The organism is Pantoea stewartii (assembly GCF_011044475.1).
GTDB lineage: Bacteria > Pseudomonadota > Gammaproteobacteria > Enterobacterales > Enterobacteriaceae > Pantoea > Pantoea stewartii.
The window spans coordinates 3,001,968-3,021,089 of record NZ_CP049115.1; the positions used below are offsets into that span (position 1 = coordinate 3,001,968).

General features: G+C 53.9%; 17 protein-coding genes. 6 read left to right on the forward strand and 11 right to left on the reverse strand.

What is annotated here, in order from left to right:
* The first annotated feature begins 76 nt into the window (after window positions 1-76).
* Window positions 77-511: a DUF805 domain-containing protein gene (locus G5574_RS14290; protein ID WP_006121293.1), complete on the forward strand. Its 435-nt coding sequence runs from the start codon at window positions 77-79 to the stop codon at window positions 509-511.
* On the opposite strand, the gene fpr is transcribed toward G5574_RS14290, so the two are convergent.
* Window positions 502-1,248 (reverse strand): ferredoxin--NADP(+) reductase, encoded by a 747-nt coding sequence (fpr, locus tag G5574_RS14295; protein ID WP_164482771.1) that lies wholly within the window; start codon window positions 1,246-1,248, stop codon window positions 502-504. The genes G5574_RS14290 and fpr overlap by 10 nt on opposite strands.
* Before the next feature lie 270 nt (window positions 1,249-1,518).
* Here fpr and emrD point away from each other — a divergent pair, with 270 nt between their 5' ends.
* The gene (gene emrD, locus G5574_RS14300; protein WP_269750932.1) at window positions 1,519-2,712 is read left to right on the forward strand and encodes a multidrug efflux MFS transporter EmrD; all 1,194 of its coding nucleotides are present in this window, start codon (window positions 1,519-1,521) and stop codon (window positions 2,710-2,712) included.
* Here the strand turns inward: emrD and glpX are convergent.
* The 3 genes from glpX to G5574_RS14315 all read right to left on the reverse strand — a co-directional run bounded on the left by glpX (window position 2,702) and on the right by G5574_RS14315 (window position 6,196).
* On the reverse strand, window positions 2,702-3,712 hold the full coding sequence (glpX, locus tag G5574_RS14305; protein ID WP_006121296.1) for a class II fructose-bisphosphatase: 1,011 nt from the start codon (window positions 3,710-3,712) through the stop codon (window positions 2,702-2,704). The two genes, emrD and glpX, sit on opposite strands and share 11 nt — an antisense overlap.
* A gap of 94 nt (window positions 3,713-3,806) precedes the next feature.
* Complete coding sequence (gene glpK, locus G5574_RS14310; protein ID WP_039342527.1) at window positions 3,807-5,318, reverse strand: glycerol kinase GlpK; 1,512 nt, start codon at window positions 5,316-5,318, stop codon at window positions 3,807-3,809.
* 29 nt (window positions 5,319-5,347) lie between these two features.
* Window positions 5,348-6,196 (reverse strand): MIP/aquaporin family protein, encoded by an 849-nt coding sequence (locus tag G5574_RS14315; protein WP_033738104.1) that lies wholly within the window; start codon window positions 6,194-6,196, stop codon window positions 5,348-5,350.
* A 418-nt stretch (window positions 6,197-6,614) separates the two neighbouring features.
* On the opposite strand from G5574_RS14315, the gene zapB reads away from it, so the two are divergent.
* Window positions 6,615-6,854: a cell division protein ZapB gene (zapB, locus tag G5574_RS14320; RefSeq protein WP_164482772.1), complete on the forward strand. Its 240-nt coding sequence runs from the start codon at window positions 6,615-6,617 to the stop codon at window positions 6,852-6,854.
* Window positions 6,855-6,908: 54 nt separating this feature from the next.
* Here the strand turns inward: zapB and rraA are convergent, their stop codons facing one another.
* The 6 genes from rraA to priA form a co-directional block, all read right to left on the reverse strand.
* The gene (gene rraA, locus G5574_RS14325) at window positions 6,909-7,394 is read right to left on the reverse strand and encodes a ribonuclease E activity regulator RraA (RefSeq protein ID WP_006121301.1); all 486 of its coding nucleotides are present in this window, start codon (window positions 7,392-7,394) and stop codon (window positions 6,909-6,911) included.
* A gap of 160 nt (window positions 7,395-7,554) precedes the next feature.
* Window positions 7,555-8,892, reverse strand: a complete 1,338-nt coding sequence (gene hslU / locus G5574_RS14330; RefSeq protein ID WP_006121302.1) for an ATP-dependent protease ATPase subunit HslU — start codon at window positions 8,890-8,892, stop codon at window positions 7,555-7,557.
* 10 nt (window positions 8,893-8,902) lie between these two features.
* Window positions 8,903-9,433, reverse strand: a complete 531-nt coding sequence (gene hslV / locus G5574_RS14335; protein WP_006121303.1) for an ATP-dependent protease subunit HslV — start codon at window positions 9,431-9,433, stop codon at window positions 8,903-8,905.
* An 88-nt stretch (window positions 9,434-9,521) separates the two neighbouring features.
* Entirely contained in the window at window positions 9,522-10,463 is a 942-nt protein-coding gene (gene ftsN / locus G5574_RS14340; RefSeq protein WP_006121304.1) for a cell division protein FtsN, read from the reverse strand.
* A 156-nt stretch (window positions 10,464-10,619) separates the two neighbouring features.
* Window positions 10,620-11,654: a DNA-binding transcriptional regulator CytR gene (gene cytR, locus G5574_RS14345; protein WP_006121306.1), complete on the reverse strand. Its 1,035-nt coding sequence runs from the start codon at window positions 11,652-11,654 to the stop codon at window positions 10,620-10,622.
* A gap of 164 nt (window positions 11,655-11,818) precedes the next feature.
* The gene (gene priA / locus G5574_RS14350; protein ID WP_006121307.1) at window positions 11,819-14,014 is read right to left on the reverse strand and encodes a primosomal protein N'; all 2,196 of its coding nucleotides are present in this window, start codon (window positions 14,012-14,014) and stop codon (window positions 11,819-11,821) included.
* A 224-nt stretch (window positions 14,015-14,238) separates the two neighbouring features.
* Here priA and rpmE point away from each other — a divergent pair, with 224 nt between their 5' ends.
* Window positions 14,239-14,454, forward strand: coding sequence for a 50S ribosomal protein L31 (rpmE, locus tag G5574_RS14355; RefSeq protein ID WP_006121308.1), 216 nt, complete (start codon window positions 14,239-14,241; stop codon window positions 14,452-14,454).
* Window positions 14,455-14,528: 74 nt separating this feature from the next.
* On the opposite strand, the gene metJ is transcribed toward rpmE, so the two are convergent.
* Complete coding sequence (gene metJ / locus G5574_RS14360) at window positions 14,529-14,846, reverse strand: met regulon transcriptional regulator MetJ (RefSeq protein WP_006121309.1); 318 nt, start codon at window positions 14,844-14,846, stop codon at window positions 14,529-14,531.
* A gap of 269 nt (window positions 14,847-15,115) precedes the next feature.
* Between metJ and metB the strand changes: the two genes are divergently transcribed.
* On the forward strand, window positions 15,116-16,276 hold the full coding sequence (metB, locus tag G5574_RS14365; RefSeq protein ID WP_006121311.1) for a cystathionine gamma-synthase: 1,161 nt from the start codon (window positions 15,116-15,118) through the stop codon (window positions 16,274-16,276).
* 2 nt (window positions 16,277-16,278) lie between these two features.
* Complete coding sequence (locus G5574_RS14370; protein WP_164482773.1) at window positions 16,279-18,711, forward strand: bifunctional aspartate kinase/homoserine dehydrogenase II; 2,433 nt, start codon at window positions 16,279-16,281, stop codon at window positions 18,709-18,711.
* Window positions 18,712-19,122: the final 411 nt, after the last annotated feature.

Sequence of the window (19,122 nt, forward strand, 5' to 3'; positions counted from 1 at the left end):
CTCGATGCCAAATTAGAACGGTTTTTATCTTCAAGGTCAAAAGTGTGCAGCGTAAAATTTTGTCTAAGGAAAGTGCATGATAATCCAGCAATGGTTTTTCTCTTTTCGCGGGCGCGTAGGGCGTCGGGATTTTTGGCTCTGGCAGGCAATCTGGGTACTGCTAACCAGCCTGCTGTTTTTCCTGGCAGGTAACGATCTGCTGGACACACAGATGGCTGCGTTTGGCATCGTCTGCTTATTGTGGCCTGCCAGCGCGATTGTGGTTAAACGCCTGCACGATCGCGATCGCCGGGGCTACTGGGCTCTGCTGCTGATTGCCGCCTGGCTACTGATGGCGGGCAACTGGAGCATGACGGGAGAAGTGTTACAGTGGCTCATCGGGCGCGTACTGCCCTTTATTATCCTGGCCGGATTGATTCTGGATCTGGGGGTGTTTCGTGGCACCGTCGGCGACAACCGCTTTGGTGCCGCGCCGGTGCCCTTGCGTCTGAAACGCGCGCCTTACCAGTAGTTTTCGCTGGTGATATGGCCGGGTTTGCGCTTAAGGTGCTTACGCATACCGCGCGTCTCTTTCAGTAACTGCTGCGTATCACGTACCATCTGTGGATTACCACAAACCATGACATGGCTGGTCTCTGCGTCAATGGTTAACCCTGCTGCCTGCTCCAGCTTGCCATTCTCAATCAGGGCCGGAATGCGTCCCGTCAGCGACCCCAGACTTTCCTCACGGCTGACAACCGTGATGATCTGCAACTTACCGTTATAGATTTGCTGGAGTTGCTGCATCAGCGGTAAAAAGCTCAGGTCGGCGGCATAACGGGCGGCATGGACGAGGACGATATTATCGAAGCGATCCAGGCCTTCGCCCTGTTGCAGGATCGACAGGTAAGGACCCACGGCGGTACCGGTCGCCAGCATCCATAATGTTTGACACTCAGGGACTTCATCCAGAATAAAAAAGCCCGCCGCATCTTTGGTGATCATCACCTGCTCACCGGGGCGCAGCGCCTGCAGATGCGGGCTTAATTTGCCGTCGGGTACGGTGACTAAGTAGAACTCAAGCAGGTCGTCATTGGGTGCATTGACGTAAGAGTAAGCTCGCTGCACACGTTCGCCCTCAATTTCGAGTGCCAGTTTTGCGTACTGTCCGGCATGGAAGGGGGCAATCGGTGCCTTAACCCGCAGGCTAAACAGCGCATCGGTCCAGTTTTTCACTTCCTTCACTTGCGCATTGATCCACTCGGCCATAGTGACTCCTTAAGCGTTGATAGTCAGGCGGATAAACATCTTCGCTACTGCTCTGACAGATTACCAGTCGGTAACGGGGCAAAGGCTCTAATCGACAAACTGTAATATTAAGTTTACATCCTGGTTGCATTTATTGACGTGAATGGCGCACCCACTTTGTGTGAATCACTCGCTTTGTCACGTAATCCTGATATTTTCCTGCCACAACCTGTTTCAGCCGTTAGTTGTGCTGTTTAAACGTTCCTTTTCATACAGAATTTTTGTTCAATGATGATGAAGAAGATAGAAAATCGCCCGTTGTTGATCATGCTCATCGCATTGGTCGCAGTAGGGCAGATGGCTCAGACCATTTATGTGCCGGCAATGGCGGCAATGGCGGACGCACTGCAGGTGCGTAACGGCATGATGCAACATGTCATGGCGGCCTATTTAATGACCTATGGTGGATCGCAGCTGATCTATGGCCCGTTGTCTGACAGCGTGGGACGCCGTCCGGTGATCCTGGCGGGCATGGCGATCTTTATGATCGGATCAATAATTGCCTTACTGGCCTCATCACTGGATATGCTGGTCATTGGCAGTGCGATTCAGGGCGCGGGCACTGGCGTGGCCGGGGTGATGGCGCGGACCATGCCGCGCGACCTCTATAATGGCCATGCGTTACGTCAGGCGAACAGCTGGCTCAACATGGGCGTGCTTGCCAGCCCGTTAGTCGCGCCAGTGATTGGCGCAGCGTTGACACAACTGTTTGGCTGGCATGCCTGTTTCGCTTTTTTACTGCTGTTATGCATGATCGTGACGGTGACTATGGCGTGCTGGTTGCCGGAAACACGCCCGGTCAGCGCCGAAGTAACGCCGTTCCTTAAACGTTACATTCGTCTGTTACGCGATGCGAATTTTGTCCGCTATCTGGTGCTGCTGATTGGTGCGCTGTCAGGCATTGCCGTCTTTGAGGCCAGCTGTGGTGTGCTGCTGGGCGGCGTACTGGGTCTGAACAGTTTTACCGTCAGTATCTTGTTCATTCTGCCCATCCCGGCCGCCTTCTTTGGGGCATGGTTTGCCGGGCGTGAGCAGCGTTCCTGGCACAGCCTGATGTGGTTTGGCGTCAACAGTTGCCTACTGGCAGCAGTGCTGATGTGGGTGCCTGCCTGGTTTGGCATCATGACTATCTGGACGTTATTGATACCGGCATCGCTGTTCTTCTTTGGCGCGGGGATGCTGTTTCCCCTGGCGACATCGGGTGCCATGGAACCCTATGCCTGGCTGGCAGGAAGCGCGGGTGCATTGATCGGTGGTATGCAGAACCTGGGGTCCGGGCTGGTCGCTTCTTTGTCGGCGTTGATGCCACAGCGCGATCAGTTCAGTCTTGGCATGCTGATGTTCGTCACGGCGCTGGTGATGCTGCTCTGCTGGCTACCGCTTTCGCGCCAGCCAGCAGGTGACAATCAGGCGGTTACAGGATAAAAGGGTGCAGAGCTGGATCTTTACGGTCGAGATAATGTACAGACTGAATGCGGCGAATCGTGCGCGATTTGCCGCGTATTAACAGCGTTTCGCTGGTGGCCATATTGCCCTGACGAGTAATACCTTTCAGCAGGTCGCCGCTGGTGATGCCGGTAGCCGCAAAAACGACATTATCATTGCGCGCCATCGTCTGAAGTGGCAAAACCTTTCCGGCTTCGATTCCCATACCAGCACACCGTTTCAGCTCATATTCGCCAATGCGGCGGTTTTCCTCCGTGTCACCTTTCACATGGTGACGTGCCAGTAATCTGCCTTGCATATCACCATCCAGCGCACGGATAACGGCGGCTGAAACCACGCCTTCAGGCGCGCCGCCAATCCCGTACATCACGTCAACTTCACTGTCCGGCATACAGGTCAGTATGGATGCCGCAACGTCGCCATCGGGAAAGGCAAAAATGCGTACGCCCAGCGCTTTAAGCTGCTGAATGACAGCGTCATGGCGCGGCTTGGCCAGAATTGATACGGTGAGCTCTGAGAGCGGTTTATTCATGGCGATCGCGATATTACGCAGGTTAAGCTCAAGCGGTTGGTCCAGATTTATATGGCCGCGCGCCGCCGGACCCACGATAAGCTTCTCCATATACATGTCAGGCGCATGAAGAAAGGTGCCTTTATCGCCTACGGCCATGACGGCAAGCGCATTAGCTTGTCCCATCGCCGTCATGCGTGTGCCTTCAATGGGATCGACCGCAATATCTACCGCGTCACCCTGGCCGGTTCCCACTTTCTCGCCGATATAAAGCATCGGGGCTTCGTCGATTTCCCCTTCGCCAATCACAATCTGGCCATCGATCTGGATGGTATTTAAGACGTGACGCATGGCATGGACCGCCGCACCGTCGGCCGCGTTTTTGTCGCCGCGTCCTAACCATTTATAGCCTGCCAGCGCGGCAGCTTCGGTTACGCGGGAAAATTCAATGGCAAGTTCTCGTTTCATTGTAGGCACCTGACAAAAAACAGGCAGGCAGTGTAGCGGAGGGAGAAGGCGGGGAAAAGGCCCGTGACAGCCGAGGTCACGGGCATAGGGCAGATTACTCTTTTTCTTCCCACGCTTGCGCGCGCGCAACGGCTTTTTTCCAGCCGGCGTAGCGGAAGTTACGCTCTGTGGTTTCAAGCGTTGGACGGAATTCGCGCTCAACGACAGCCTTAGCGCGGACTTCATCCAGGTCTTTCCAGAAGCCAACGGCCAGACCCGCCAGATATGCGGCACCCAGTGCTGTGACTTCGCGCACTTCAGGACGCTCAACGCGCGTACCCAGAATGTCAGACTGGAACTGCATCAGGAAGTTATTGGCAACCGCACCACCGTCGACACGGAGTGACTGAAGACGTGTGTTAGCATCGTTTTGCATGGCTTCCAGGACGTCACGCGTCTGGTAAGCGATGGACTCCAGCGTTGCACGGATGATGTGGTTTGCATTCGCACCACGAGTCAGACCGAACAGCGCACCACGCGCATAGGGATCCCAGTAAGGTGCGCCCAGACCGGTAAAGGCTGGCACCATATATACGCCGTTAGAATCTTTCACTTTCATCGCGAAGTATTCAGAGTCAGCCGCATCGCTAATCAACTTCATCTCATCGCGTAACCACTGAATGGCTGCGCCACCGATAAAGACGGCACCTTCCAGCGCGTAGTTCACTTCTCCACGCGGGCCGCAGGCAATAGTCGTCAGCAGACCGTGCGTTGAAGTCACCGCTTCGGTACCGGTGTTCATCAGCATAAAGCAGCCGGTGCCGTAGGTGTTTTTCGCCATTCCCGGCTGCACGCACATTTGACCGTAAAGCGCAGCCTGCTGGTCGCCTGCAATACCGGCGATAGGAATACGCGTACCGCCTTTACCACCGATGTTAGTCTGTCCGTATACTTCAGACGAAGATTTCACTTCGGGTAACATTTCACGCGGGATATCAAGAACATCCAACAGGCGTTGATCCCACTCAAGTGTGTGGATGTTGAACAACATGGTACGTGAGGCATTCGTGTAATCGGAGATATGCACACGTCCCTGAGTCATTTTCCAGACCAGCCAGGTATCCACAGTACCGAACAGCAATTCACCACGTTTTGCACGCTCACGCGCACCTTCAACGTTATCAAGAATCCATTTCACTTTGGTGCCGGAGAAGTAGGGGTTAATCACCAGACCCGTGGTGTGCTGAATGTATTCTTCCAGCCCCTCACTCTTCAGCTTGTGACAGTAGTCAGCGGTACGGGGATCCTGCCAGACAATGGCATTATAAACCGGTTTGCCCGTTTCTTTATCCCAGACGATGGTCGTTTCACGCTGGTTCGTAATGCCGATAGCGGCGATTTCATCAGAACGAATATCAGCATGGGCCAGCACTTCTACGAGCGTTGAACTCTGGGACGCCCAAATATCCATAGGGTCATGTTCTACCCAGCCCGCTTTGGGATAGATTTGAGTAAATTCGCGTTGCGATACCGCCACAATGTTAGCGTCATGATCCAGCACAACAGCGCGTGAACTGGTTGTGCCCTGATCCAGAGCGACGATGTATTTTTTATCGGTGGTAGTCATAAATTCATTCCTGATGATAAAAGTGGAACTTACGCTTTACGTTCATGCGCGGACGCAATCGGTTTGTCAGTGCTGGGTGAGGCAATCACCGCGCCGGGTAAATGGCGACCAATCAGGGCGCGATAACCAAAGGCACCCAGGCAAGCACCGACCAGTGGACCAAAAATTGGCACAAGGAAATAAGGGATCTGATGGCCGCCCGTAAAGGCAACGGAGCCCCAGCCAGCCAGCCATTCGAAAACTTTAGGTCCGAAATCACGAGCCGGGTTCAGCGCAAAGCCGGTCAGTGGGCCCATTGAACCGCCAATCACCGCTACCAGCAGGCCAATCAACAGGGGTGCCATTGGACCACGTGGAACGCCGTTGCCGTCATCCGTCAGCGCCATAATCACAGACATCAATACCGCAGTGATGACCATTTCTACCAGGAACGCCTGACCCACGGAAATCTGTGGATTTGGATAGGTAGAGAAAATGCCGGCCAGACTCAGGCTTTCAACTGAACCGCGCACTATGTTATGACTTTGTTCGAAATTGATAAACAAGCTGTAGTAAAGACCATATACCAGCGCTGCGCCACAGAATGCGCCTGCGACCTGAGACAGGATATAAGGCACGACTTTACGGCCTTCAAAATTAGCGAAAAGACAAAGTGCAATCGTAACGGCTGGATTGAGGTGGGCGCCTGATACGCCAGCACTGAGGTAGACCGCCATTGAAACGGCTAAACCCCAGACGATACAGATTTCCCATTGGCCAAAAGAGGCGCCAGCCAGCTTAAGCGCGGCAACACAACCCGCGCCGAAAAACAGGATCAAACCGGTACCCAGAAATTCGGCAATACACTGACCTTTGAGTGTGGTTGTAGTCTGACTCATGATAGTTGTTCCTGAAGCGAGGTTAAATTTTATCAGTTTTTGTTCTCAGTCCGTGAGTCACCCATCTTCGTTGTAGGGCTGATGTTAATTTATCGTTAACGAGCATAAACGAGAAATAGCGAAATTGATTTTTGTGTGGCGCGTCAAAAAAATGCGCGTTTTCGCGTGTTTCAGTTTTCTTTAAGCACCATTGAGTGCCTTTCTGCGGGCTTTCTTCAGGCTCTGACAGTAATGCGCGCAGCAAAAAGTGGTTTTTAGGGATAGGCTGAAAAGTGGTACTGACAGTGGACTGCAGGCCTGCGTTGCTGGACTTGCGGGATGAGGCTACATACAATCGGGACAACGTTGCTGGTAAACGCCTTGTGTGCGAAAGCTGGCATCATCAACGCCTTGCAGGATTTTAGGAGAGGTCAGAAAGATGTCATTTGAAGTGTTTGAGAAACTGGAAGCGAAAGTACAGCAGGCGATTGATACTATCACCTTGCTGCAAATGGAAATTGAAGAGCTGAAAGAGCAGAACAACAACCTGCGCAATGAGGCGCAGAACGCAGCCGGCAACCACGAAGCTCTGATGCGTGAAAATCAGCATCTGAAAGAGGAGCAGCATGTCTGGCAAGAACGCCTGCATGCCTTGTTGGGAAAAATGGAAGAGGTTTAAGCCTCTGCTGATACAAAAACGGGTGCCACTGGCACCCGTTTTCGTTTGCAGACATTATTCAATATCAAGCGGGTCTTCCGACAAAATCATACCGGTGTTGTCTGCATACAGGTGATCGCCTGAGAAAAAAGTGACGCCACCAAAATTCACGCGCACATCGCTTTCACCAATCCCTTCGCCCGCTGCGCCCACCGGAATGGCTGCAATGGCCTGGATACCAATTTCCAGCTCTTCCAGTTCGTCAACCTGACGAACTGAACCGTAAACGACGATGCCTTCCCACTCATTCTGTGCTGCCAGACGCGCAAGTTGTGCATCCACTAACGCACGGCGCACTGAACCGCCGCCATCAATTAACAGTACGCGACCCCGGCCATTCTCTTCCAACAGATCGTAAAGCAGGCCGTTATCTTCAAAGCATTTCACTGTGGTTATCTGACCGCCGAATGAGGTCCGCCCACCGAAATTTGAGAAAAGCGGTTCAACAACATTCACTTCTTCGTGGTAGATGTCGCAGAGTTCAGAAGTATCGTATTTCATAAGGGTTTCGTCTGTTTGCCACAGGAGCGCTAAGTATATCGCTTTATGCTAATTGTTGGCAAAATCATCAACCGTAAAAAAACGGTACGGCATCAAGCGCATGCAGAAAAAAGCCCAGACGTAATGTCTGGGCTTTGATACAACGCATGGACGCGGAGTGTTACAGAATAAAGCGGCTTAAATCTTCATCTGCAACCAGTTCATCCAGATGCTTGCCGACGTAATCAGCATCGATGGTTACGGACTCTCCACTGCGATCGCTGGCATCGTAAGAAATATCTTCCATCAGGCGCTCCAGCACGGTATGCAGACGACGCGCACCGATGTTTTCGGTCGTTTCGTTGACCTGCCAGGCCGCTTCCGCGATACGGCGAATACCATCGTCGGTGAAGTGAATGTTCACGCCTTCGGTATTCATCAGCGCTTTGTACTGTACGGTGACGGAGGCATTCGGTTCAGTCAGAATGCGCTCGAAATCATTGACCGTCAGCGCCTGCAGTTCAACGCGAATCGGTAAACGGCCCTGTAGCTCAGGAATCAAATCAGACGGGCTGGCCACCTGGAATGCGCCCGAGGCGATAAACAGGATATGGTCAGTTTTAACCATGCCATGCTTTGTCGACACGGTACAGCCCTCTACGAGTGGCAGCAGGTCGCGCTGGACACCTTCGCGCGAAACATCGGGGCCACCGGCGTTTTGGCCGCCGCGTTTACAGATCTTATCGATCTCATCGATGAAGACGATGCCGTGCTGTTCAACCGCGTCGATGGCATCCTGTTTCAGTTCTTCCGGGTTAACCAGCTTAGCCGCTTCCTCTTCAATCAACAGCTTCATCGCTTCTTTGATTTTGAGTTTGCGTGGCTTTTGCTTTTGACCACCCAGATTCTGGAACATGGACTGTAGCTGGCTGGTCATCTCTTCCATGCCCGGCGGTGCCATGATTTCTACACCCGGCCCTGTTACGGCTAAGTCGATCTCAATTTCTTTATCATCAAGCTGGCCTTCACGCAGCTTCTTACGGAAAGACTGACGCGCAGATGAGGGCTCACTGGTGTGTTCAGCCTGTCCCCAGTTATTTTTTGCCGGCGGGATGAGGACATCCAGGATGCGCTCTTCCGCCATTTCTTCTGCGCGGTATTTGTTCTTCTCAATGGCCTGGCTACGCACCATTTTAATCGCGGAGTCCGTCAGGTCGCGAATGATGGAGTCGACTTCTTTACCGACATAACCCACTTCGGTGAACTTGGTAGCTTCCACCTTGATGAAGGGGGCATTAGCCAGTTTTGCCAGTCGGCGAGCAATTTCCGTTTTACCCACACCGGTCGGGCCGATCATGAGAATGTTTTTCGGTGTCACTTCGTGACGCAACTCTTCATCAAGCTGCATACGGCGCCAGCGATTACGCAGCGCGATGGCCACGGCGCGCTTGGCGCTGTCCTGACCAATGATAAAGCGGTTCAGTTCGCTGACGATTTCGCGTGGAGTCATTTCAGACATGGTTAAATCCTTACGACTTAGACGTTAATTCTTCAAAATTAACGTTGTGGTTAGTGTAGATGCAAATATCGCCAGCGATATTCAGCGATTTCTCAACGATGTCACGTGCGCCCAGCTCTGTATTCTCCAGGAGTGCGCGCGCCGCCGCCTGGGCGAAGGGACCGCCTGAACCGATGGCAATAAGATCGTTTTCAGGCTGAATGACGTCACCATTACCACTGATAATCAGCGAGGCGGATTCATCGGCCACCGCCAGTAGCGCTTCAAGACGGCGCAACATCCGATCGGTGCGCCAGTCTTTTGCCAGCTCAACGGCCGCTTTCACCAGATGGCCCTGATGCATTTCAAGTTTACGTTCGAAGAGTTCAAACAGGGTAAAGGCATCGGCGGTACCGCCAGCGAAGCCAGCAATGACTTTATCGTTGTAAAGACGACGCACTTTTTTAACGTTGCCTTTCATTACGGTATTACCGAGCGTAGCCTGGCCATCACCGCCAATCACTACCTGGCCGTTGCGTCGAACACTTACTATTGTTGTCACGGGCAGACCCCTTTTACTGTCGGAAAAAAGCTCCGCGCACAAGGCGCGGAGGATCATGCAGACAGATATGGGGCGGGTTTGACGGGTTTCAACCCCCAATGGCGAGCGGAATGCAGCCGGAATGGCCTGACGCACGCAGACGTTTCAGCGTACTGTCGGCACTGGCCCGATCTTTAAAGGGCCCGACCACCACACGGTTCCAGCCGCCGCCGGAGGTGAGGCGACTTTCAAAACCTTCGAACGCCAGGGCAGCACGCACGGATTCAGCCTGTTCTGTTCCCTTGAACGAACCGCACTGCACCATCCAGCGTTGCGATGCCGCTTTTTCAGCAGGTTTCGTTTTCGCCGTATCCTGTGTCTTAGGCTGGGCGGTAGGTTCGCGTGTCACCGGCGCAGGTTGTGACTGCTGCTGAGTATTCTGCTGTTGCTGGCGCTGCGTATGTTGTTCCTGAATCTGCTGGCGCGGCTGTTGTACCTGCTGCTGACGTTGCTGCACCTGCTGTTGCTGACGCTGGAATTGTTGCACCTGTTGTTGATGCTGGTATTGCTGAACCTGTTGTTGATGTTGCAGCGTTTGCTGCCGCTGTGCCGGGGTTTGCTCGTTCCACGGGACTTCGTTCAACTGGGTAGGCTGCTGGCGCATATCTGCCTGCATTTGTTCCAGCAACTGACGTTGCTCATCCGTCAACTGAGTATGTGACTGGACTTCGCCACCCGAGGTTGGTTCGCTGGGCGTTGGAACGGTAACCTGACGATTTTCAAGCTCTTTTATGTATTTCCAGCGTTCTTCAGGCTTGGGCGGCAAGCCATTACCGTTGGCTTTATGATCCGTAATGACCGGCACATCTTCCTTCTTATGATGCGCAAGGAACCATAAACCACCGGCAAAGGTCACTAATACAGCCACCGCCAGTACAATCATAAGTTTAGAGGTGCCTGAACCGCTTTTCGTTTTTTTACCACGGCTGGGGCTTTTCTTGCGACGCGTCCCTGTTGAACGCCCGCGGCCTACATAATCTTTTTGTGCCACTCTCGTCCTGATACCCTTCAAAATATGATGCCATTTGGGCGAATCCGTTGTTACCACACGCCCGGCAAGGAGCCCGCCATGTTACTTAAGGGCTGGAACTTTGACCAGCAATGATAGCCCTAAGAATCTCCTGAAAATAGCGGAACATTTTCTGTATCAACGCCCCATTTTTGCCAATGTTGTGCTACCGCGTATCACTAATTCTGCGTCGAGTAACTTTGACCCGCTCCGCGTGCCTTTCCCCTGAAGTTCGTTCAGCAGTAGCAGCACCGCTTCGCGGCCAATGTCAAAACAGGGTTGTTTCACCGTGGTCAGCGGCGGTTCGCAGTAGCGCGACAGCTCGATGTCATCGAATCCCACCACGGACAGGTCTTCCGGCACACGTAAGCCCAGTTTTTTTGCCTGACTGATGGCACCGATGGCCATGATATCGCTGTGACAAAACAGGGCCTGCGGGGGCTCGGCTAAGGTCATGAGCTGATTGATCGCGGCCACACCTGATTCGAAAGTGAAATCTCCCCGAACAATACAGGTCGGATCGACGCTAATCCCGCTGCGTCGTAACGCCTGTACGTAGCCCTGCAGACGATACTGACACAGGGCGACATCTTCCGGACCGGCCAGGCAGGCGATGCGTTTATGGCCTAACTCCAGCAGATGGTTAACGGCAACAAATGAGGCGGTAAGATTGTCGATATTCACCGTCGGCAACGACATCTCGGGATCGAACTCAATCGCCATCACCATGGGCGGAAGATTACGTTGTTCGTCCGGGCTGACGTCAAAAGGCAACTGCGCGCCCAGCAGCACCATGCCATCAATCTGACGTGTCAGTATCAGGTTGAGAAATGTCCACGCCTGCGGTTTCTGATGCGCACAATCGCCGATAAGCACGAGATAACCGGCTTCTGAGGCGGCGACTTCAACGCCGCGAATAATGTCGCTGAAAAAGGGATCGCAGATATTGGGGACGATCAACAAAATCGTTTGTGTGTCGTTGCGCCGGGAATGTCGTGTCATGCTTTGCGACGCATAGCCTACGGCCGCGACGGCCTGTTCCACCTTTTGACGGGTGGCCGAAGAGACTTTTTCGGGATTCATCAGCGCACGCGACACGGTAGCAGTGGAGACGCCGGCTTTTTCTGCGACGTCTTTCATGGTGGCGGCGGCCGGCGGTTGATTCTGATCCAACACATGCTCCTGATGCGTAATCGCGCATTCAACGTTCGTATCGACGGGTATAAAAACAAGCCGGGCACTATTGTTATCGATTGGCCAACAAGGCTGTTACTTAATTTGCATAAAAATTGTGACTTATGCGACGTATTTCGATCCCGCTCGCAACCTGGCCGGCCTTAACTTTCGGTAGGATCGACATCCAGCGTCCACTTCACCTTTCGTGAGGCAGGCAAGGTTGTGACCAGCGGTAACGAACTGCTCAGCAACTGTTGCAGGCGTTTACGCGAGGGATGCTGAACCAGTAACTGCCAGCGCCAGCGGCCACTGCGTTTGGGCTGCAAGGCAGGTAACGGGCCCATAAACCACATTGACGCATCGTTATGCGGGCTGGCTTCCAGCATATTGCGTAGCTGTTGCAGAAATTCTGCAGCCTGATGATTATCCATGTCTTCTGCCCGGAATAAGGCATGGTGCGTCCAGGGAGGTAAAAAGACCGACTGGCGCTCCAGCAACGTTTGTTGTGCGAAAGCGAAGTAGCCCTGATGCAGCAGCGTTTGCAGCAGGGGATGATCAGGATGATGGGTTTGCAGTAAAACCTCACCTTGCTTACCGGCACGTCCGGCACGTCCTGCCACCTGGGTATACAGTTGAGCAAAGCGCTCCGCAGCACGGAAATCGGCTGAGAACAAGGCACCGTCTACATCCAGCAGCGACACTAAGGTGACATCCGGGAAATGATGACCTTTTGCCAGCATCTGCGTGCCAACCAGAATACGCGCGCCTCCGCGATGAACGTCGGCGAGGTGCTGTTCAAGAGCGCCTTTTCGGCTGGTGGTATCACGGTCAATGCGTGAGACAGGGACGCCGGGAAAAAGGGTGCCGAGCTGTTGCTCCAGCTGTTCCGTGCCCACACCGACCGGCAGTAAATGTGTTGAACCACATTGCGGGCACTGATGCGGCAACGGTCGTTGACTGTCACAGTGGTGGCAACGCAACTGGCGGTGATGCTGATGCAGCGTGTAATAACGGTCGCAGCGCTGGCATTCGGCGATCCAGCCGCAATCGTGACAGAGCAGAGCCGGCGAAAAACCGCGGCGGTTCAGAAACAGCAGAACCTGGTTATCGGCTTTCAGGTGCTGACGCATTTTGAAGATCAGGGCGGGTGCCAGGCCACCAGTAAGTTGTGCCCCTTTCAGGTCGATCAACTGCTGCAGTGCCGGTTTAGCATTGCCGGCACGCTTCATCAGATCAAGCTGGCGATATTTACCGTTACGCACGTTATGCAGGGTTTCCAGTGCCGGCGTTGCGGATCCCATGACAACAGGAATGTCTTCTTCATGCGCGCGGAAGACAGCCAGATCCCGTGCCTGATAGCGCCAGCCTTCCTGTTGCTTATAGGAACTGTCGTGCTCTTCATCAATAATGATCACGCCCGGTCGCGCCATGGGGGTAAAGAGCGCGGAACGCGTACCAATAATGATGGCGTTTTCCCCCCGTCGCGCCCGCAGCCACACGGACAGACGCTCGCTGTCATTAAGTCCCGAATGCAGGACATCCACCGGCGCGTCAAAACGTTCACGGAAACGGGCAATGGTTTGTGGCGTCAGGCCAATTTCCGGTACCAGCACCAGTGCCTGTTTCCCCCGCGCCAGCACATTTTCCAGTACGCTGAGATACACCTCGGTTTTACCGGAACCTGTAATTCCTGCCAGCAGCCAGGCGGCATAGTGCTCATCTTCTCCCCGGATGGCGCCCACCGCAGTCGCCTGATCGGTGTTCAGGCGCAGACGTTCACCCTTTACCGCAAACGCGGTTCGCCAGTCATGCATTTGCGGCTGGTGCTCGTGCAATTCGCACAGCCCTTTCGCGCGCAACGCCTGCATAGCCGCCTCGGTCAGGTCATGTTCACTGACTTCATGACGATAGAGCGGTTGCTGGCGCAGCACCGCCAGACCTTGCTGCTGCCTGGGCGCGCGTTTAAGACTTTCCGGGGACGTCGCGCGGCCCTGTTCCGTGATTTCCCAGCGCCACAGGGGATCATCCTGAGCCGGTTTACCTTGTCTGAGGAGTACCGGAATGGCATGGCTGAGCACCTCACCCAGCGGAGAGTGATAATAGTCGGCTGCCCAGTGAAGAATGCGCCACAGAGAGGACGGAAACAGGGATTCCCTGTCCAGGACGGTAAGCACCTGTTTAAGCTGTGAGGTCGCCAGATCGCTGCTGTCAGAGAACGCCACCACAATGCCGATCATTTTCCGGTTACCAAACGGCACGATCACGCGACCGCCAGTCACCGGCTGCACACCCTCAGGCGGCAGATAGTCAAAAAGGCGGGGAAGGGGAACGGGCAGGGCAACCTGAACAACGGGCATAACTTTCTCTTTCCGGTTCATCTGACAGGGCGATTAGTGTACACGCTGGCGCACAAGACGGATATCTCAGGCGACATTTGCAGCAGCAAACATTAGCCTGTATAATATGCCGCCTTCGGTAGGAAAGACCTTACCGGAGTACACCATTAATGTTCAATCGCGTGTGGTGCTGCGCAGGTTTCGTCCTGGCGCGGAGAGCGACACGGCCTTCTATGAGGTTTCCCATGAAACAAGGTATTCACCCTAAATACGAAGCAGTTACCATCAACTGTACTTGCGGTAACGTGATTCACACTCGCTCTACGCTGACTCACGAACTGAACCTGGACGTTTGTGGTAAGTGCCACCCGTTCTACACCGGTAAGCAGCGTGAAGTTGCCACTGGTGGCCGCGTTGACCGCTTCAACAAGCGTTTCAGCGTGCCAGGCACCAAAAAATAAGAAACGGCATTCGAACATTTGTTCGGCGGCAAGAAAAACCCAGCTCAGGCTGGGTTTTTTTATGTCTGGCTGACTCAGTATTCCCAGGTGTCCGGGTCAATGCCCATCTCGCGCATAATTTTCTTCGCTTCTTCCGGGATTTCGTCGTTACGTTCTTTACGCAAATCGACATCATTTGGTAACGGTTGTCCGGTAAAAGCATGCAAGAAGGCTTCGCACAGGAGCTCACTGTTGGTCGCATGGCGCAGGTTATTCACCTGACGACGTGTCCGTTCGTCAGTCAAAATCTTTAACACGCTCAACGGAATAGAAACCGTGATTTTTTTAACCTGTTCGCTCTTCTTGCCGTGCTCAGCGTACGGGCTGATATATTCGCCGTTCCATTCAGCCATGGGATACCTTAATCAATAAAAGTTAAAAGTTACGAAATCAGCCGATTATGCCTGATTTTCTTCTACCGGACCCCTTCTCTGGCGGGTTTCTTCGTCCAACACAGGAAGAAAATGGGTTGAACGCCAGCATGGGCGCATAATTTTAGCGGTTATTGCGGCCATGCTCAATCTATACGCAAAGACATTTGGATGTCCAGATGTATTGACGTCTAAATGTAAGCTGATATCCTGTGGTCAGTTTATTTCTCACTTCAGGAACAGTTAGCCCTATGACGCGTAAACAGGCAACCATCGCAGTGCGCAGCGGTTTGAATGACGACGAGCAATATGGCTGCGTTGTCCCGCCCATCCACCTTTCCAGCACCTATAACTTCCATGATTTCAATGAGCCGCGAGCCCACGATTATTCTCGTCGTGGTAATCCTACGCGCGACGTTGTGCAACGCGCGCTGGCAGAGCTGGAAGGCGGTGCGGGCGCGGTATTGACTAATACCGGCATGTCCGCCATTCATCTGGTCACAACGGTTTTCCTGAAGCCTGGCGATTTGCTGGTGGCGCCGCACGACTGCTATGGCGGCAGCTACCGTCTGTTCGATAGTTTAAGCAAGCGCGGTGCTTATCGGGTGAAGTTTGTCGATCAAGGCGACAGTGCCGCGCTACAGGCTGCGCTGGACGAGAAACCTCAGCTCGTATTAGTAGAAAGCCCCAGTAACCCGCTGCTGCGTGTCGTCGATATCGCGGCCATCTGCGACGCCGCGCGCAAAGTAGGCGCAGTAAGCGTTGTGGACAACACCTTTATGAGTCCGACGCTGCAAAACCCGCTGGCGCTGGGCGCAGATCTGGTTATTCACTCCTGTACCAAATATTTAAACGGGCACTCCGATGTCGTGGCTGGCGCTGTCATTGCCAAAGATCCTCAGGTCGCGACCGATCTGGCGTGGTGGGCGAATAATATTGGCGTGACCGGTTCCGCTTTTGACAGCTACCTGCTGTTACGTGGTATGCGTACGCTGGGGCCGCGTATGGCCGCTGCTCAGCGTAATGCGTTAGAAATTGTTGCTTATCTGAAGCAGCAGCCCCTGGTGAAAAAGTTGTATCATCCTTCTCTGCCAGAAAATGCCGGGCATGAAGTCGCTGCGCGTCAGCAGCGTGGGTTTGGCGCCATGCTCAGTTTCGAACTCGATGGCGATGAAGCGCGTTTGCGTCGTTTCCTGAAAGCGCTTGAACTGTTTACGCTGGCTGAATCACTGGGTGGCGTTGAGAGCTTAATCTCGCATACCGCGACCATGACACACGCTGGCATGTCTGCAGAAGCCCGTGCCGCAGCAGGTATTTCTGAAACATTGCTCCGTATTTCTGTGGGGATTGAAGACCACGAAGATTTAATTGCCGATTTGGATAATGCATTCCGGATCGCAGCAGAGGATTAACCATGACGATTTCAGCAGGCGCAGGAACGCCAAACAACAGACAGCTCCACAAGTTTGGTGGCAGCAGCCTTGCCGATGCACGCTGCTACCAGCGTGTTGCCAGCATCATGGCGGATTACAGCCAGCCAGGCGACATGATGGTGGTCTCAGCCGCAGGTTCAACGACCAATCAGCTGATTAGCTGGCTGAAACTGAGCCAGAGTGACCGCTTGTCCGCGCATCAGGTGCAGCAGACATTACGTCGTTATCAGAGTGAGCTCATCAGTGCCCTGTTGCCTGCCGAAATCGCCGAACCTTTAATATCGGCCTTTATTCGCGATCTTGAGAAGCTTGCCGGATTACTCGATGGTACCGTTACCGACGCGGTTTATGCGGAAGTCGTGGGCCATGGTGAAGTCTGGTCGGCACGTTTAATGTCCGCTGTGCTGAATCAATACGACCTGCAGGCCTGCTGGCTGGATGCGCGCGATTTTCTGCGTGCAGAACGTGCCGCGCAGCCTCAGGTTGATGAAGGAAAATCCTGGCCGTTGTTACAAACGCTGCTGGCCCAGCATCCCCATAAACGTATCGTGGTGACGGGCTTTATCTGCGCCAACGATGCGGGTGAAACCGTGTTGCTGGGGCGTAATGGCTCTGATTACTCCGCCACACAAATTGGTGCGCTGGCCGGTGTGGGACGCGTCACTATCTGGAGTGATGTGGCGGGTGTTTACAGTGCCGATCCACGTAAAGTTTCTGATGCCTGTCTGCTGCCGCTGTTGCGTCTTGATGAGGCCAGTGAACTGGCGCGTCTCGCCGCACCGGTGCTGCATACCCGCACCTTACAGCCCGTTTCCGGCAGCGACATCGATTTGCAGTTGCGCTGTAGCTATCAGCCAGAACAGGGCTCAACCCGTATTGAGCGCGTCCTCGCTTCCGGAACGGGCGCACGCATTGTGACCAGTCACGATGATGTGTGTCTGGTCGAAATCCAGCTTCCCGGGCAGCACGATTTTACGCTCCTGCGCAAAGAGATCGATCAGTTGCTCACGCGCGCGCAGATGCGCCCACTGGCAATGGGCGTTCATCCTGATCGTCAGCTGCTGCAACTCTGTTACACCTCTGAAGTGGTTAACAGCGCCTTCACGTTGTTGCAGGACGCAGGCTTACCCGGACATTTACAGTTACGTGATGGCTTAGCGCTGGTAGCGCTGGTCGGAGCTGGCGTAACTCGTAATCCGTTGCATACGCACCGTTTCTGGCAGCAGTTGAAAGATCAGCCGGTTGAGTTTGTTTGTCAGTCGCCAGAACATATCAGCGTGGTGGCGGTCCTGCGCGTGGGGCCGACGCAGCATTTAATTCAGGGCTTACACAGCTCCCTGTTCCGTGCCGAAAAGCGAATTGGCCTGATGCTGTTTGGCAAAGGCAATATCGGCTCACGCTGGCTGGAACTGTTTGCGCGTGAGCAGGAAACCTTGTCAGCACGAACCGGTTTTGAATTTGTGCTGGCGGGTGTGGTCGACAGTCAACGCAGCCTGCTGAACTATGACGGGCTTGATGCCAGCCGCGCGCTGGCCTTCTTTGACGATGAAGCGGAAACACGTGATGAAGAATCGCTGTTTCTGTGGATGCGGGCCCATCCTTACGATGATCTTGTGGTGCTGGACGTCACCGCCAGTAAACCACTGGCACAGCAGTATCTGGATTTTGCCAGTCATGGTTTCCACGTGATTAGCGCCAATAAGATTGCGGGCGCGTCCGACACGCAAACCTGGCGTGAGATTCGCGATGCCTTCGAAAAAACCGGGCGTCACTGGTTATATAACGCCACCGTAGGCGCAGGTTTACCCATCAACCATACGGTGCGGGATCTGCGTGAAAGTGGCGATACCATTCTGTCGATTAGCGGTATTTTCTCAGGCACATTGTCCTGGCTGTTCCTGCAGTTTGACGGGACGGTGCCCTTTACCGAACTGGTGGATCAGGCATGGCAGCAGGGCTTAACCGAGCCGGATCCGCGTGTTGATCTGTCTGGCGAAGATGTGATGCGTAAGCTGGTCATTTTGGCCCGTGAAGCGGGCTATAACATTGAACCCGATCAGGTACGCGTCGAGTCACTGGTGCCCCAGAACTGTGATGAATCCGTCGACCATTTCTTCGAGAACGGTGACGAACTTAACGAGCAGATGCTGCAACGGTTTGAAGCCGCCCAGGAAATGGGGCTGGTCCTGCGTTATGTGGCACGGTTTGATGCCAATGGCAAAGCACGTGTGGGTGTGGAAGCCGTTCGTCCTGAGCATCCTCTGGCAGCCTTACTGCCCTGCGATAATGTGTTTGCCATCGACAGCCGCTGGTATCGCGATAATCCTCTGGTGATTCGCGGACCTGGCGCGGGTCGTGACGTCACGGCAGGCGCGATACAGTCTGATATCAATCGCCTCGCGCAACTCCTCTAAACAGGTTTCAACACAGGTGCTCCGGCACCTGTTTTTTTGCCCTGTTTCTGCTCGCCGATGTCATAACGTGCGGTAACGTTTGCCTGCCTGTGGCGCCATTTTGACTGGCGCTGAGGGAAGCATCGATCACGTTGAATGTCTGAACGTCTCACTATGTTGGGGGGAAGCGTTGGGTGGTGGTGGCAGGATGCGTTTTTTTGCCGGTCAGCGCTAAACGGACAGATTACTCTTCATTCTTCCCGCCCCGGATCAGCGAAATGGCAGAGAAGCTATGGCATGCCATTGGTCACCTGAGCCTGCTACGAACAGGGTGAATATTCTGTCACGCGAAAGGGTAAAAGACCGGCATGTCTACAATCTGAAAGGTGCGATACCTTTTGCCCCCGCGTCAGTTGGGCGACCTGTAATGGC

Excerpts from the sequence above, each read along its gene's own strand:
- G5574_RS14290 (WP_006121293.1), top strand. The coding sequence starts at position 77 with ATGATAATCCAGCAATGGTTTTTCTCTTTTCGCGGGCGCGTAGGGCGT.
- fpr (WP_164482771.1), bottom strand. The coding sequence starts at position 1,248 with ATGGCCGAGTGGATCAATGCGCAAGTGAAGGAAGTGAAAAACTGGACC.
- emrD (WP_269750932.1), top strand. The coding sequence starts at position 1,519 with ATGATGAAGAAGATAGAAAATCGCCCGTTGTTGATCATGCTCATCGCA.
- glpX (WP_006121296.1), bottom strand. The coding sequence starts at position 3,712 with ATGAAACGAGAACTTGCCATTGAATTTTCCCGCGTAACCGAAGCTGCC.
- glpK (WP_039342527.1), bottom strand. The coding sequence starts at position 5,318 with ATGACTACCACCGATAAAAAATACATCGTCGCTCTGGATCAGGGCACA.
- G5574_RS14315 (WP_033738104.1), bottom strand. The coding sequence starts at position 6,196 with ATGAGTCAGACTACAACCACACTCAAAGGTCAGTGTATTGCCGAATTT.
- zapB (WP_164482772.1), top strand. The coding sequence starts at position 6,615 with ATGTCATTTGAAGTGTTTGAGAAACTGGAAGCGAAAGTACAGCAGGCG.
- rraA (WP_006121301.1), bottom strand. The coding sequence starts at position 7,394 with ATGAAATACGATACTTCTGAACTCTGCGACATCTACCACGAAGAAGTG.
- hslU (WP_006121302.1), bottom strand. The coding sequence starts at position 8,892 with ATGTCTGAAATGACTCCACGCGAAATCGTCAGCGAACTGAACCGCTTT.
- priA (WP_006121307.1), bottom strand. The coding sequence starts at position 14,014 with ATGCCCGTTGTTCAGGTTGCCCTGCCCGTTCCCCTTCCCCGCCTTTTT.
- rpmE (WP_006121308.1), top strand. The coding sequence starts at position 14,239 with ATGAAACAAGGTATTCACCCTAAATACGAAGCAGTTACCATCAACTGT.
- metJ (WP_006121309.1), bottom strand. The coding sequence starts at position 14,846 with ATGGCTGAATGGAACGGCGAATATATCAGCCCGTACGCTGAGCACGGC.
- metB (WP_006121311.1), top strand. The coding sequence starts at position 15,116 with ATGACGCGTAAACAGGCAACCATCGCAGTGCGCAGCGGTTTGAATGAC.
- G5574_RS14370 (WP_164482773.1), top strand. The coding sequence starts at position 16,279 with ATGACGATTTCAGCAGGCGCAGGAACGCCAAACAACAGACAGCTCCAC.